The organism is Actinoplanes italicus, assembly GCF_003001815.1.
Lineage (GTDB): Bacteria > Actinomycetota > Actinomycetes > Mycobacteriales > Micromonosporaceae > Actinoplanes > Actinoplanes italicus.
The window spans coordinates 149,563-163,635 of sequence record NZ_PVMZ01000015.1 but is presented as its reverse complement, the minus strand read 5'-3'; the positions used below and the strand labels follow the sequence as shown (position 1 = coordinate 163,635).

13 protein-coding genes and 1 pseudogene are annotated in these 14,073 nt (G+C 70.1%); 3 read left to right on the top strand and 11 right to left on the bottom strand.

Annotated features, from left to right (window positions below):
• Positions 1-11: 11 nt before the first annotated feature.
• Positions 12-800, bottom strand: a pseudogene (locus CLV67_RS31880) (crotonase/enoyl-CoA hydratase family protein); the annotation flags it as partial.
• A gap of 53 nt (positions 801-853) precedes the next feature.
• Between CLV67_RS31880 and CLV67_RS31875 the strand changes: the two are divergent.
• Both CLV67_RS31875 and CLV67_RS31870 read left to right on the top strand, forming a co-directional pair.
• Complete coding sequence (locus CLV67_RS31875; protein ID WP_106325025.1) at positions 854-2,449, top strand: acyl-CoA synthetase; 1,596 nt, start codon at positions 854-856, stop codon at positions 2,447-2,449.
• Positions 2,439-3,524, top strand: a complete 1,086-nt coding sequence (locus CLV67_RS31870; protein ID WP_106325023.1) for an NAD(P)H-dependent flavin oxidoreductase — start codon at positions 2,439-2,441, stop codon at positions 3,522-3,524. The genes CLV67_RS31875 and CLV67_RS31870 overlap by 11 nt, the downstream gene beginning before the upstream one ends.
• Here the strand turns inward: CLV67_RS31870 and CLV67_RS31865 are convergent, their stop codons facing one another.
• From CLV67_RS31865 to CLV67_RS31850, 4 genes are all read right to left on the bottom strand, one after another.
• A complete protein-coding gene (locus CLV67_RS31865; RefSeq protein WP_239166766.1) occupies positions 3,525-4,322 on the bottom strand; it encodes a helix-turn-helix domain-containing protein in 798 nt (265 codons plus the stop codon). It abuts the gene before it with no gap.
• Between the two features lie 9 nt (positions 4,323-4,331).
• On the bottom strand, positions 4,332-5,099 hold the full coding sequence (locus CLV67_RS31860) for an alpha/beta fold hydrolase (protein WP_106325021.1): 768 nt from the start codon (positions 5,097-5,099) through the stop codon (positions 4,332-4,334).
• A gap of 45 nt (positions 5,100-5,144) precedes the next feature.
• Positions 5,145-5,723: a TIGR03086 family metal-binding protein gene (locus CLV67_RS31855; RefSeq protein WP_106325019.1), complete on the bottom strand. Its 579-nt coding sequence runs from the start codon at positions 5,721-5,723 to the stop codon at positions 5,145-5,147.
• Positions 5,724-5,856: 133 nt separating this feature from the next.
• A complete protein-coding gene (locus CLV67_RS31850) occupies positions 5,857-6,060 on the bottom strand; it encodes a cold-shock protein (RefSeq protein WP_106325231.1) in 204 nt (67 codons plus the stop codon).
• A gap of 266 nt (positions 6,061-6,326) precedes the next feature.
• Between CLV67_RS31850 and CLV67_RS31845 the strand changes: the two genes are divergently transcribed.
• Positions 6,327-6,899 carry a hypothetical protein gene (locus CLV67_RS31845; protein WP_106325017.1) on the top strand — a complete coding sequence of 191 codons (573 nt, stop codon included), beginning with the start codon at positions 6,327-6,329 and terminating at the stop codon, positions 6,897-6,899.
• Here CLV67_RS31845 and CLV67_RS31840 read toward each other — a convergent pair.
• The 6 genes from CLV67_RS31840 to CLV67_RS31815 all read right to left on the bottom strand — a co-directional run bounded on the left by CLV67_RS31840 (position 6,862) and on the right by CLV67_RS31815 (position 14,073).
• Positions 6,862-8,748, bottom strand: a complete 1,887-nt coding sequence (locus CLV67_RS31840; RefSeq protein ID WP_106325015.1) for an ABC transporter ATP-binding protein — start codon at positions 8,746-8,748, stop codon at positions 6,862-6,864. The genes CLV67_RS31845 and CLV67_RS31840 overlap by 38 nt on opposite strands.
• Before the next feature lie 56 nt (positions 8,749-8,804).
• Complete coding sequence (locus CLV67_RS31835; RefSeq protein WP_106325013.1) at positions 8,805-9,578, bottom strand: tRNA(His) guanylyltransferase Thg1 family protein; 774 nt, start codon at positions 9,576-9,578, stop codon at positions 8,805-8,807.
• Positions 9,579-9,708: 130 nt separating this feature from the next.
• Entirely contained in the window at positions 9,709-10,692 is a 984-nt protein-coding gene (locus CLV67_RS31830) for a polysaccharide deacetylase family protein (protein WP_106325011.1), read from the bottom strand.
• A 360-nt stretch (positions 10,693-11,052) separates the two neighbouring features.
• On the bottom strand, positions 11,053-12,174 hold the full coding sequence (locus CLV67_RS31825; protein ID WP_106325009.1) for a sulfotransferase family protein: 1,122 nt from the start codon (positions 12,172-12,174) through the stop codon (positions 11,053-11,055).
• Positions 12,171-12,938, bottom strand: a complete 768-nt coding sequence (locus CLV67_RS31820; RefSeq protein ID WP_106325008.1) for an SDR family oxidoreductase — start codon at positions 12,936-12,938, stop codon at positions 12,171-12,173. Before CLV67_RS31820 ends, CLV67_RS31825 begins: the two co-directional genes overlap by 4 nt.
• A gap of 4 nt (positions 12,939-12,942) precedes the next feature.
• Positions 12,943-14,073 (bottom strand): hypothetical protein, encoded by a 1,131-nt coding sequence (locus CLV67_RS31815; RefSeq protein ID WP_106325006.1) that lies wholly within the window; start codon positions 14,071-14,073, stop codon positions 12,943-12,945.

Below are 14,073 nucleotides of genomic sequence, written 5' to 3'. Positions count from 1 at the left end.
GTGACGTACCGTCAAAGGCCTTTGAACTGGGGTTTTCTCTTCTCGATGAAGGCTCGCGGGCCCTCCTTGGCGTCGTCGGAGGTGAAGACCTCCATGCCGATGCCGGACTCGATCTTGAAGGCTTCACTCTCGGGCAGGCCTTCGGTTTCCCGGATCGTACGCAGAATCGCCTGAACGGCGAGCGGGCCGTTGGCCGCGATGGCTCCGGCGATCTCGAGGGCTTTCGGAAGGGCCTGCCCGTCGGGGACCACGTGACCGATAAGGCCCACGTCGCGGGCCTCGGCCGCGGTCAGGTGCCGGCCGGTGAGCAGCAGTTCCGCGGCGACCGTGTACGGCAGCTGGCGCGGCAGCCGCACCGCCGAACCGCCGAGCGGGAACAGCCCCCAGCGTGCCTCCGACACGCCGAACCGCGCGCTCTCCCCGGCGACGCGCACGTCGGTGGCCTGCAGGATCTCGGTGCCGCCGGCGACGGCCGCACCCTCGACCGCGGCGATCAGCGGCTTCGTCAGCCGGCGTCCCTTGAGCAGCGCGTCGATGCGGGACAGGTCCACGCCGCCGTTGCGGAAACCGTCACCGGGATGGTCGCCGGTCATGGCCCGCAGGTCGGCGCCCGCGCAGAACGCGCCGCCCGCACCGGTGAGGATCGCGACCCTGATCTCCGGATCGGCGTCGACGCGGTCCCAGGCCTCGCGCATCACGGCCATCATCTCGGGCGAGAGCGCGTTGCGGACCCGGGGCCGGTTCATCGTGACGATCAGGATCGGACCTTGCTGTTCGACGAGCGCGTCCACCCGGTCTTCCTCCTTCTGTACAGGCCTTGCCCCGGAACGATAACAGGTTCTACTTTGCGTTGATGGCGGCCAATATTGCGGACCTTTTCGAGCACGCGGTCGACGCCTTCGGCGATCGCGTGGCGGTGGCCTGCGGCGAGCGTGAGATCACCTACGCGGAGCTGGAGGAGACCGCCAACCGTTTGGCCCATTTCCTGCAGAGTCGAGGAGTGGGCAAGGGCGCCCACGTCGGGCTGTACGCGGGCAACTCGATCGAGGCCGTAGTGGCCATGATCGCCGTGTACAAGCTCCGAGCCGTGGTCGTCAACGTCAACTATCGATACGTCGAGAACGAGTTGCAGTATCTGTTCGAGGATGCCGGTCTCGTCGCGCTGATTCACGACCGCGGATTCTCGACACGTGTCAAGGCGGTTGCGTCCGGCATGAGCGCGATCGTGGCACTGCCGGACGGCTCCAAGTCAGAAATCCCGGACATTTCATATGAGGATGCGCTGCTGGCCGGCGATGAGAAAAGAGACTTCGAGCGAAGAAGCGGCGACGACGTCTATCTGCTCTACACCGGCGGCACCACGGGATACCCGAAAGGCGTGATCTGGCGCCACGAGGACGTCTGGCGCGTCCTCGGCGGCGGCATCGACTTCATGTCCGGCATCCCGCTCGAGGACGAGTGGGCGCAAACGAGACGCGGCGCCGAGATGCCGCCGATGACCCGGTTCTGCCTGGCCCCGCTCATCCACGGCAACGCGCAGTGGGCCGCCCTGGCCGCTCTCTTCGCCGGCGACACCGTCGTGTTCCTGCCCCGCTTCGACCCCGACGAGGTGTGGCGGGTCATCGAACGCCGCAAGGTCAACGTGGTGGTGCTCATCGGTGATGCCATGGCCCGGCCGATCATCGAGGCGTATCTGGCCGGTAGCTACGACGGATCGTCGCTGGTGGCGGTCTCGTCGAGCGCGGCCCTCTTCTCGCCGTCGGTGAAACGGCAGTACCTGCAGGCGCTGCCCGACGTCATGGTCACCGACGCTGTCGGCTCGTCGGAGACCGGGTTCGCCGGCATCGGCATCGTCGCCGACGTGGACGGCGGCGCGGTCGACGGCCCGCGCGTCATGCCCGGCCCGGACACCATCGTCATCGACGAGTACGGCAAACGCGCCGGACCGGGCGTGATCGGCCGGCTGGCCCGCGGCGGGCACGTGCCGCTCGGCTACTACAAGGACCCGGACAAGACCGCCCAGCTGCTCACCGAGCTGGACGGAAAGCGGTACGCGATCCCCGGTGACCTGGCCCGGCTCGAGGACGACGGCACCATCACCCTGCTCGGGCGCGGCAACACGTGCGTCAACACCGCCGGCGAGAAGGTCTTCCCGGAAGAGGTCGAGGGCGCCCTCAAGGCCCACCCGGACGTCTTCGACGCACTGGTCATCGGCATCCCGGACGACCTGCTCGGCCAGAAGGTGGCGGCCCTGATCCAGCCGAGACCCGACACGACGCTCGACCTTCAAGAACTCGACACGCATGTACGCCAGCGGATCGCCGGCTACAAGGTGCCCCGATCCGTCTGGCTGGTCGACCGGATCGCCCGCACCATCAGCGGCAAGGCCGACTACCGCTGGGCCCACGCCCACGCCCGCTCCGCCCCGGAGGCGCACCGTGCGGACTGACCTGTGTGACCTGCTCGGAATCGAGCATCCGATCGTCGGGTTCAGCCCGTCCGAGCACGTCGTCGCGGCGATCAGCCGGGCCGGCGGGCTCGGTGTGCTCGGTTGCGTCCGCTTCAACGACCCCGACGAGCTGGAGGCGGTGCTCACCTGGCTCGACGAGGAGACCGGCGGCAAGCCGTACGGCGTCGATGTGGTCATGCCCGGTCGCGAACCCGCCGAGGGACCGGTCGCCGACCTCAACCAACTGATTCCTTCCGGACACCGCGATTTCGTCGAGCAGGCCCTGCTACGGCTCGGCGTGCCCCCGCTCGGGTCCGCGTCCGACCGCCCCGGCGTCCTCGGCTGGCTGCACTCGGTGGCCCGCAGCCACGTCGAGGTCGCCCTCCGGCACCCGGTACGGCTGATCGCGAACGCGCTCGGCCCGCCACCTCCCGACGTCATCGAGCAGGCCCACGCGCACGGCCTGCTGGTCGCCGCCCTGGCCGGCCGCGCCGACCACGCCCGCAGCCACGTGGCCGGAGGCGTCGACATCGTGGTCGCCCAGGGCTACGAGGCCGGCGGTCACACCGGCGAGATCGCCGGCATGGTGCTCATCCCGGAGATCGTCGACGCCGTGGACGTGCCGGTCCTGGCCGCCGGCGGCATCGGCAGCGGCCGTCAGATCGCCGCGGCGCTGGCCCTCGGTGCCCGCGGCGTCTGGATGGGCTCGGTGTGGCTCGGCACCAGCGAGTACCGCAGCGCGCCCGCTCTGCGTGACGCCCTGCTGCAGGCGACGTCCAGTGACACGGTCCGCAGCCGGATCTATTCCGGCAAACCGGCTCGGCTGCTGCGCAACCGCTGGACCGAGGCCTGGTCCACCGAGGACGCTCCGGCCGCGTTGCCGATGCCACTGCAGAACCTGCTGGTGTCCGGGGCGCACGACCGGCTCATGGCGTCCGGTGACCCGACCGTGGTGCCGATGCCGGTCGGCCAGATCGTCGGCCGGATGAACGAGGTCCGGCCGGTCGCCGAGGTGCTGACCGACCTGGTCACCGAAGCCGACGAGACCCTGGCCCGCCTGCACAAGCTGCTGTGATTACCGTGGCGGGCCGCCCGGCCAGGCGGTCCGATCGATGGCCAGCCACGGGGCCGCCGCCACGGCGGCCGGGGTCAGGGTGGTGAACTCCCTGGTCTCGCGATGCAGGTGGGACTGGTCGGCGTAACCGCTCGCGGCGGCCACCTCGGCGGGTGGCCGCCCCACGGCGAGCAGATGGGCCGCATGGTCGAACCGGACCAGCCGGGCCGCGTGTTTCGGCGTGATCCCCAGCTGCGCGCGGAACCGGGACCACAGTCGTTTGCGGCTCCAGCCGACCTCACCGGCCAGGTCGTCGACCCGCGGCCGTCCGCGACTCGCCACCGTCCGGGCCCAGACGTGTGCCACCTCGGGATCGGTCCGCCAGCGTTCGCTCAGCAGCCCGGTCGCGACGGTGAAGCGCTCGTCCCAGGATCCGGCGGCGCGCAGCCGGCCCTCGGCCCGGCGCCATACCTCGCCGAGCGGAACCACCTGACCGGTCAGGTCGGCCGCCGGACCGAGCAACGCGGCTGCGGCCACCGGGGACAGCCTGATCTGGAGACACTCGACCCGAGCCCATCCCGTCGCCCGGACCGGCCCCGGCAACAGCCCGGCCGCGACACTGCCGCGTTGCACGGCGCCGGCGGTCTCGTAAACGGCGCCCGCGCCGTCGCTCAGGTCGACGAGTAGCGAGACCGACGGGTGCGCGATCATGGCGACATCCCAGAATCCCGGCGCATGCTGGCTGAACCCGGCCATGCGCACCCCGGCCAGCCGGAGATGCGGGCGCGGGACCGTGACCTCCACGTCGGACCACCGCACCACTCCAGCCTAACCGGCGGTCAGCAGCAACTCGGCGGTCGCCTCGGGGGACTCGATCATCGGCAGGTGCCCGACACCCGGCAGCATCTCGACGCGGGCGCGGTCGTATCGGCGCGCCGACGACGGCTCCCAGCGTGGATCGGATGCCCCGAACACCACCAGGGCCGGCATGCCGAGTGCGGCGAGCCGCTCGGGAAGGCCGCGTTCGGCGAGATAGGCGGTGTTCTCGCGCAGCACCGTGGAAAGGACGGGAAAGGTGATGCCGCGAAGGTCGGCGATCATGTCGTCCGGAACGTGCACGCGACGGGCGCACGTCGACGCGATTCCCTTGCGGATCACCGCGTCCGACCGGATCCGCCAGAGCAGTGGCCCGATCGGCGGGGACAGCAGCATCCGCAGGATCGGCGGCTGCCGGCGGAACGCGTCCAGATCCGGCCCGGTGCTGACCAGCGCCAGCGCGCCGACCAGGTCGGGACGCCGCTCGGCGAGTGCGGTCGCCACATAGCCGCCGCTGGAGTGCCCGGCCACCGTCAGTGACCGCAGGCCGAGGTCGTCGAGCACCGCGGCCACGGCGTCGGCCTGGGCCGGCACGGCGTACGACGGCGCGGGCGGGGACTCGCCGCAGCCCGGCAGATCGACCCGGATGACGTGCCGGTGCCGTGCCAGCGCCGGGATCGTCGGCCCCCAGCAGGCGCTGCCCGCGCCGGAACCGTGCAGGAGCAGCAGCGGCGGTGCCGACCGGAGTCCGTCGTGGATGACGTGCAGTCCATGTCCCATGTCCCGACGATGCGGCGAACCGCCGGTTGAGGTCTTGAACGAATGTCAGTGCGGCGCGGTCCAGTTCGGATCGCGGCCGATGAAGGCGATCAGCCGGGTCTGCGGGTCGGCGCCGGCGGGCACCGGAACGGCCGGGCCGTACTGTCCGGAGGCGCGCAACATCTCGTCCATCGGCTCCATGCCGGACAGCAGGGTCGCGCACAGGGCCGGGTCGAGGCTTTCGTCCTGGCCGGTCGAGCGGGCCAGATCCCAGGTGTGCATGAAGACGTCGGTGGTGTAGAAGCGGTCGATCGCCTGGTCGAGGGGGATCTCGCCGAGGTGCGGGTTGCTGAGTGTGCGGTCGGCGGTGCCCGGATCGTCGAGCAGCTCCTGCACGGCGGTGACGTGCACGTGCCAGCTCTGCACCGGGTCGGTGCCGACGCCGGGGCCCGCGGGCAGGGTCACGCCCGCGCCGGACGACAGGAATCCCGGAAGCCACTCGACCAGGTGACGGACCACGTCGCGGGCGGTCCAGCCGGCGACCGGGGCCGGCGCGTCCCAGTCCTTGGCGCCTTCGACGCGGGCGGTGAAATCGGCGGCGATCCTGCGGTGCCGGTCGGCGGGAGACAGCTCGGCCAGTGACATGCTGCGAGTCCTTCCGTGCGGGCAGAGGTTTCAACCCGGAAGTTTAAAGCATGCGGCCGTGTCCACGGAGATCCATGTGGAAACAAAAAACGGGAGCGCATGAATTTTCTTCACGCGCTCCCGTTCAAAAATGTCAGATCGTGCGGATGTTCTCCGCCTGCGGGCCCTTGGCGCCCTGCGCAACCTCGAATTCCACCCGCTGGTTCTCCTCAAGCGTGCGGAAGCCGCTCGTCGCGATCGCGGAGAAGTGGGCGAAGACGTCCGGACCGCCACTGTCCTGGGTGATGAAGCCGAAGCCCTTGTCGCTGTTGAACCACTTCACGACACCGGTGGCCATGATTTTCTCCTTGCCGACAGGTGGAGCGCCGCACCGTGCGGAACCCCGCGTCGCCGCGTTGATGACCCCCGGAAACCGGGCACCGACGAAAAACGCCTGTGGGCTCGAGTTGCCCATCAGGCGCCGAAAACGTCGGTGTCTAGAGAAATCTCCAAAAATCAGAACTGCAACACGCCCAACGTAACACACGATTCGGGTATGTGCCCCGGCGAACCATCCACCCGGGCGTAGGGTCGAAAATAGGCAGACCGGTCGTTGGGGGTGGCATGTTCGTCGTGCGCGTGTTCCTGGCCACCGCGCTGGCCGTGCTCGCCGGGGGAGTCGCCGGTGCCCCGCCCGCCGTGGCCGCCGGCATCCCCGACACGGCCATGCTCCAGCCCGCCGACCTCGGTGGCGCCGAACCGCGGGACACCGACCACGACGACTGGCCGAAGCTGCGGCCGCCGAAGCCGTGCGGGCTCACCGCCCCGGCGCCGCTCGCCGACCGGGCGGTGACCGCCGTCATCGGCGAGACCAGACCCGAGGCGATCATGGAGTACGTCGCCGAGCACAGCGCCGACGGCGCCACCGGTTACCTGCGCAAACTCCGCAAGGCGCTGAAGAGCTGCCCGGACTGGCGGCTGGAGCGCTCGTCGGCCGACCGGCTGACGTTCCGCTGGACCCAGCGCTGGGAACACGTCGGCGAGCAGGTCACTCATCACACGTACGGCACCGTCGCCCACACCGCCGGGATGCTCGTGCTGGTCACCGACTCGGGATGGGAGACCTCCAGCGGCGACCCGGTAGTCACCGAGCGGCTGATCACCCCCGCGTTGCGGCGCGCGGCGACGTCTCACTGAACTGGGTGCGATACAGCTGCTCGTAACGGCCGCCTGCCGCCAGCAGATCGGTGTGCGTGCCCCGCTCGACGACCCGCCCGCCCTCGACGACCAGGATCTGGTCGGCCGCCCGGACCGTCGACAACCGGTGCGCGATCACCACCGCGGTCCGCCCGTTCAGCGCCTCACCGAGCGCGGCCTGCACCGCCTGCTCGGACGTCGAGTCCAGATGCGCGGTCGCCTCGTCGAGCACCACCACCCGCGGTCGCGCCAGCAGCAGCCGGGCGATCGTCAGCCGCTGCCGCTCCCCGCCCGACAGCCGGTACCCGCGCTCGCCGACCACCGTGTCCAGCCCGTCCGGCAGCGACTCGATCAGATCGGCGATGTGGGCGCGGCGCAGCACGTCCCACAACTCGTCCTCGGACGCGGACGGCCGGGCCAGCAGCAGATTGGCCCGCACCGACTCGTGGAACAGGTGACCGTCCTGAGTGACCATGCCCAGCGTCCGGCGTAGCGAGGCGGCGCTCAGGTCCCGGACGTCCACCCCGGCCAGCCGCACCGCACCCTCGCCCGCGTCGTACAGCCGCGGCAGCAGGCTCGCCATCGTCGACTTGCCGGCACCCGACGAACCGACCAGCGCCACCATCTGCCCCGGCTCGGCCCGGAACGAGACACCGTGCAGCACCTCGTCACCACCACGGGTGTCCAGGGTGGCCACCTCCTCCAGCGAGGCCAGCGACACCTTGTCGGCCGACGGATAGGCGAACCGGACGTCGTCGAACTCCACCGACACCGGGCCGTCCGGCACCGGCTGCGCCTCCGGCTTCTCCTCGATCAGTGGCCTCAGGTCGAGCACCTCGAACACCCGCTCGAAGCTGACCAGCGCGCTCATCACCTCGACCCGTGCGCTCGCCAGACTCGTCAGCGGCGCATACAGCCTGGTCAGCAGGATCGCCAGGGCCACCACGGCGCCCGGCTCGAGCCGTCCCTGCAGTGCGTAGAAGCCGCCCAGACCGTAGACCAGCGCGATCGCCACCGCCGACACACTCGTCAGCGCGGTCAGGAACGCCCACTGCGCCATCGCCGTCCGGATGCCGATGTCACGCACCCGGCGGGCCCGGGCCGCGAACTCGGCCGACTCCGCCGCCGGGTCGCCGTAGAGTTTCACCAGCGTCGCGCCCGGCGCCGAGAACCGCTCGGTCATCTGCGTGTTCATCGCCGCGTTGTGCTCGGCCGCCTCCCGCTCCATACCGGCCAGCCGCCCGCCCATCCGCCGCGCCGGCAGCACGAACACCGGCAACAGCAGCAGCGCCAGCACGGTGATCTGCCACGAGATGCCGATCATCACGATCAGCGTCAGCACCAGCGCGACCAGATTGCCGACCACGCCGGACAGGGTGTCGCTGAACGCCCGCTGCGCACCGATCACGTCGTTGTTGAGCCGGCTGACCAGCGCACCCGTCCGCGTGCGGGTGAAGAATGCGACCGGCATCCGCTGCACGTGATCGAAGACCCGGGTGCGCAGCTCGAGGATGAGCCCCTCACCGATGCGCGCCGAGAGCCCTCGCTGCACCAGCCCCAGACCCGCCTCGGTCAGCGCGATCACCGCGATCCCGATGGCCAGCGTGATCACCAGCCGCTGGTCCCTGGAGTCGACGATCGCGTTGACCACCTGCCCCGCCAGCACCGGCGTGGCCACCGCGAGGAACGCCGTCACCACGCTGAGCAGCAGGAACCCGGCCAGCATCCGCCGCTGTGGTCGTGCCAGCGCGAGAATGCGGCGTAGCGTCGCTCTCGAGAAAGGCCGCTTGTCGTCCTGCCGGTTCATGGCGTGCCACATCGAATTCCAGGCCGCGACTTCCATGCTCATGCCCCGAAGCTGCCACCTCACCTTGGGTTCAGGTCAATCCATTTATCCGGTACGCGCTACGCGCCCCCGGACGCGATCGGCGGGATCGTGCCGGCGAGCAGGGCCGCGACGGTGAAGTGAGGTGCGTCGGCCACCTGCCACCAGGAACGCCGGGCGGTCACCGTCCGTTCCTCGCCGGTGCGCTGGTGGGTGTAGGTGAACTCCTTCTCGCCGCTGACCTTCGTCACCACCCGGCCGCGTCTGACGCCTGCCGGGTAGTCGTTCCAGTTGACGCCGGCCTCGGACCAGAGCAGCTCCTGCATGCCGCCGCTGTGCACACCCTGCAACCGCCGGTGCGGGAAGTGTGCCTGGGCGGCCATCGCGATCGAGTTGCGGACGGCGTCGCGCTGCCGCCATATGAAGTAGTTCGCGACGTCGACCGGGTCGGCGACGGTGAACACACGAGCGTCGAAGGTTGCGGGCCGCCCCGGCCGGCGCGCGCCCAGCGCGGCGGTGGCGATCGCGGCCACCGTGGACACGATCTTCTGCACCTCGCCGCCGAACCACGGCTGCGTGTCGCGTCCGCCGAAGTCGGTGAGCAGCAGGCTGATCTCGTCCGACTGGGTGTAGGCGAGGACCGTTCCGGCGACCTGCTCGCACAGTTCCGTGGCGACCCGGTCCATGTCGGCGACGAAGTCGAGGTCGAACGGCTTGACCGAGTCCCGCAGGTAGGTGTGGAAGGCGCGCCCGTCGGCCCGGACGATCGTGTGGGTGCGCGGCGGGAGAACGGTGCGGGTGACCCGCTCGTACGCCTTCATCCGGTTGCCGAGCGAGTCGTTCGGTGCGGCCATCGGGCGAGCCTGGCACGACAAAGGCGCCCGTCGAAAGCGAATTCGGGCCGCGGCCGGGGGATGACGAACACGGCGCGGCGGCCGGACGGGGCCGCCGCGCCGTGGCACGGGAGAACGGTTCAGGTCAAGGTCAGGCGGATGCGCACGAGACGCTCGGCCAGGTCCAGGAGCCGTTGGCCAGGATCGTCACGCCGAAGTTGTTGCCGCTGCCGTTCGGCCGCGCGGTGACCGAACCGCTCGTGCCGCTGACCGAGGCGTTCCAGCTGTTCTGGATGCGCTGACTGCCGTTCAGGTTGAGGGTGACGGTCCAGTTGCTCGACCCGGAGACCGCGACGTTGAGGTTGAAACGGTCGCCGAAGGTCTGGCCGGCCGAGAGTGTCGCGGTGCAGCTGCCACCGCCGGGCGGCGGTGTGGTCGGGGTGGTCGGGGTGGTGCCGCCGTCGGGGGCGACGGCCCGGCCGGTCGACGGGGAGATCATGCCGGCGCACAGGCCGCGCGAGGACAGGCCCTGGGCGATCCGGGGGATGGCGGCGACCGTGTTGGCCGGCCAGTCGTGCATCAGGATGACCTGCCCGTTGGTGAGGCGGGCGGCGGCCGCGACGATGGCGTCGGTGCTGGCGTTGTTCCAGTCCTGCGAATCGACGTCCCAGATGATCTCGGTGAGGCCGTATTTCTGCTGGACCGCGCGCAGCGTCGAGTTGGTTTCGCCGTACGGCGGGCGGAACAGTCTGGGGGTGCCGCCGCCGGCCGAGGAGATCGCCGACTGGGTCCGGGAGATCTCCGAGTCCATCTGGGCCTGGCTGAGCTGGGTCATGTGGGGGTGGGTGTAGCTGTGGTTGGCGACCCACATGCCGGCGTCGACCTGGGCGCGGACGAGCGCGGGGTTCGAGGCGGCGTACTGGCCCTGGTTGAACATGGTGGCCCGGAGCCCGTTGTTGCGCAGAGCCGCGAGCAGGTTCTGGGTGTTGCCCGCCCGTGGGCCGTCATCGAACGTGAGCCCGACGTAGCCGTTGCAGGCGGCGGCCTGGGACGGCGCCGGGTTGGTCTCGGCGGCCACGAAGCCGGTGGCGGCCGCGACGGCGGCGAGCCCGGTGATCATCAGGCGTCTCCACATGACGGTTCTCCTCGAGGTTAGCGGCGCGCCGGCCGCTGGTCCGGCGCGCCGCTGGTGGGGACGGGTGACACGGACATGACGCCTGGCGGGGAATCCAGGTGCGCGTCGGAGTCCGTGTCGATGGGGGACGGAAGCGAATCGATGTACGGCGATTCCCTCCCGCCGCCGAGTATCAAGTGGCGCGGACCACACTGTCAACAACTTCCGGAAACATACCGGAATCAAAATTGGCGCGACGGTACGGCGGTGCGGCGGAAAGGCGCAGCTAGAAAACGTTTCAATGGAGTGGGGAAGCGAGCCTCAGCCGAGTCGACCGAAACTGTTACAGCCCGCAATCCCGAAACTTTCGGACGAGTGTCATCAGGGTCTGAAAGCCCGGTCCACCACGTCCGGAGTGAGCCCGTAGGCCGACGCGTCGTAGGTGTGGTCGGCTTTGGGCGTACCCACCTCGATGGTTTGAAGCACCGCTGACCTGGCCGGACCCGCCAACCGTGACCCCAGGCGTTCGTAGATGGTCTCGACCGTGCGCAACGGATCGGCCACCAGGTCCTCGTGGCGTACGTCGATGAACCGCGATGCGTCGTAGCGGGCCCGGTCGGCGCGGAAGCGCCGCAGCCCGCGGGACCACAGCGACAGCTGCGCCGCGCCGACGACCGGACCGCTGAAGACCGTCGACCAGCCGGCCGAGGCACGTTCGTTGAGGCTGCACACCGAGGCGATCACCGTTCGTGGATCGCGGTGCGTCTGGATCACGACGGCGTCGGGATAGGCCGCGAACAGGGCGTCGAGAGCGAACAGGTGGCTCGGGTTCTTGAGCACCCACCGCCGAGCCTGGTCGTGGAGGCCGATCAGCTGCAGATTGCGGCGGTGCCGGCGGTACGCGGCGGTCCAGTCGTGCCCGGCCAGCCAGCGCGAGTAGGACGGGATGTGAGCGGTGCACTCGAACGACACCGACGTCATCGATTGGCACAGCAGCCGCCAGCACTCCTCCACCTGCCCCGGTCCCATGTGGTGCACCCCATCGAGGCCGAGGCCCTGATACGCGTCCCGCAGCACGAGATAGACCGGATGCGACTCCCACTCGGCACGCGGCGGGCGCGGCTGCGGGACCTCGGTCAGCCACAGCTCAGGGCCCTGATGCGCGGGATCGGCGGTGAGCAGCCGGTGCAACGCGGTCGTCCCGGTGCGCGGCAGGCCGGTGACGAACACCGGCCGGGGCAGCACCACGGCGGCGTGCTCCGGGAACTGCTGCCACGCCGCCTCGGCGAGAAGCCGGGAGACCAGGGCGCCGCGCAACAGGCCCCTGGTCCGCTTGCTTCCGGAGGGGGTCAGGGCCGCTTCGCCGGCGTACGACGAGAGCAGCACCCGCAGTCCTTCGGCGTAATCGTCACCGCCCCCGAAGTCGTCCAGCCCGGTCAGCCGGGTCGCCGACGCGTGCAGGTCGTCGAAGCCTCCGACATCGGTCCGTGACGTGGTGGTCAATGGTGGAACTCCCCGCAGTTCACGTCGAGGCACGCTCCCGTGACGCCGCGAGCCAGATCCGAGGCCAGGAACAGGATCGCGTCGGCGATCTCGTCGGGTTCCGGCAGCCGCCGCAGGTCGGTCGTGGCCGCCACCTCGTCGTAGATCTGCCGCGCCGGCACCCCGCGCCGCGCCGCCTGGAACTCGAACCAGCCACGCAACTGATCCGCCCAGATCCAGCCGGGCGCCACCGAGTTGACCCGCACCCCCTTGGGCCCGAGTTCGGTGGCCAGGTTCTGTGTCGCCGCGAGCAGGGCGGCCTTGGTCAGCCGATACGGCCCGAACGGCTTCCGCGAGTGCCGCAGCACCGCCGAGTTGACCACCACGATCGCACCGCGCGACTCGATCAGCGCCGGTGTGACGTGCCGGATCGTCCGCAGCGCCGCGAGTACGTTGACCTCGAAAGACTCGCCCACCGACGCGAGATCGACCCTGCCGAGGCTGCTCATCGGCGGCATCGCGAACGCGTTGTGCACCAGCACGTCGATGCGCCCGAACTCGGCGAGCGTCCGTTCCACCGTCCGTTGGACCGCGACGTCGTCGGTGAGATCGGCGGGTGCGGCGAGGGCACGGTCGCCGATGCTCGCCGCCAGATCCTTGACCACCGATTCGGTACGGGCCACGAGCACCACGGAGGCGCCTTGTCCTGCCGCCCGCACCGCGATCGAAGTGCCGAGCCCCGGCCCGACCCCGGCCACCACGACCACCCGATCCTCGAGCAGCATCGGCTCAGCCCAGCATCCGGGCCGCGGTCGCGGCCTGCCGCGCGGCGATCCGTTCGCGCCAGGCGTGAGGCCCGATCGGCGTGTAGTGGGGGAGCACCTTCGGCAGGTCGTCGACCGCCACGATGTCGACCGTCGGCCCGTCCGCCTCGGTCAGTTCGCGCGACAGCCGCTGCCAGCGCAGCTGCACGTATCCGCGGCGGTGCCCGGTGCGTTCCAGCCAGTTCGCGACGTGCGGGTCGCGCTCGCTGATCACGTACCGGATCATCCCGTCCGGGTCGATCCTCGCCTGGTCACGCGTGAGGCTCGTCTGACGGTTGATGTAGTCGAGCGACACGTACCACATGCTGCCCAGCTGAATGCCCTGGTAGGGCGCGTCGCTGGCCGGGACGGTGACGATCATCGCCTGGTCGTCCTGCAGGTCGTAGTGGCCGACCGAGGAGAACTGGGTGGTCAGCCCGCCCGGCGTGGACCGTGGCACGGTGAGCGTGTTGACCGGCAGCCCGAGGTAGAACCGCTCGGCGAAGGCGAGGAACGTGCGCAGCCGGCTGATCAGGATCTTGCCGGCCACGCCGTACCGCTTGGTCAGCGCATCCAGCGTGGGCGAGGGTGGGGCCGCACCGATGCGATCCGCACGCTGGATGCGCAGCATTCCGGGCCGCTCGCCGGCCCAGTCACTGAAGACCTCCCGGACCACCAGCATCCCGGCGCCCTTCAGGCCCGGCCCGAGATACAGCCGGTACGAGCCGTCGGGCTCGATGTCGATGCGGCGGTCGTCGAACGCGGCCAGACTGCCGGGCACCTGGATCGGCGAATAGTCGCCGTCGAGGATCTGGAAGCTGAGGTCCACCGTGGTGCCGCGCTGCCCGGTGATCACGTACTCGGCGTCGTCGCGCAGCCACGCGTGGAAGTACAGGGTGTCCGGATTATCCAGGCCCATCTTGGTGTACGGGCCGGTGGATCGTACGAAATAGGGGAAGTCCCGCTCGTAGGCCCAGGCCATCTGCACCGACGCGCGGATGCTGCCGGCCAGGTAGTCGTAGCCCTCGACGAGATCCTGTTCGTCCTGCACGTGCGGGGCACCGGTGATGACCCGCTCGGCCTCCTGGATCGCTTCCGCGAACGGTCTGGTGAGCAC

What these genes read in the sequence shown, in the direction of transcription:
- CLV67_RS31840 (WP_106325015.1), bottom strand. Translation starts at nt 8,748, where the DNA reads ATGAGCATGGAAGTCGCGGCCTGGAATTCGATGTGGCACGCCATGAAC.
- CLV67_RS31835 (WP_106325013.1), bottom strand. Translation starts at nt 9,578, where the DNA reads ATGGCCGCACCGAACGACTCGCTCGGCAACCGGATGAAGGCGTACGAG.
- CLV67_RS31860 (WP_106325021.1), bottom strand. Translation starts at nt 5,099, where the DNA reads ATGGGACATGGACTGCACGTCATCCACGACGGACTCCGGTCGGCACCG.
- CLV67_RS31845 (WP_106325017.1), top strand. Translation starts at nt 6,327, where the DNA reads ATGTTCGTCGTGCGCGTGTTCCTGGCCACCGCGCTGGCCGTGCTCGCC.
- CLV67_RS31830 (WP_106325011.1), bottom strand. Translation starts at nt 10,692, where the DNA reads ATGTGGAGACGCCTGATGATCACCGGGCTCGCCGCCGTCGCGGCCGCC.
- CLV67_RS31850 (WP_106325231.1), bottom strand. Translation starts at nt 6,060, where the DNA reads ATGGCCACCGGTGTCGTGAAGTGGTTCAACAGCGACAAGGGCTTCGGC.
- CLV67_RS31820 (WP_106325008.1), bottom strand. Translation starts at nt 12,938, where the DNA reads ATGCTGCTCGAGGATCGGGTGGTCGTGGTGGCCGGGGTCGGGCCGGGG.
- CLV67_RS31875 (WP_106325025.1), top strand. Translation starts at nt 854, where the DNA reads ATGGCGGCCAATATTGCGGACCTTTTCGAGCACGCGGTCGACGCCTTC.
- CLV67_RS31855 (WP_106325019.1), bottom strand. Translation starts at nt 5,723, where the DNA reads ATGTCACTGGCCGAGCTGTCTCCCGCCGACCGGCACCGCAGGATCGCC.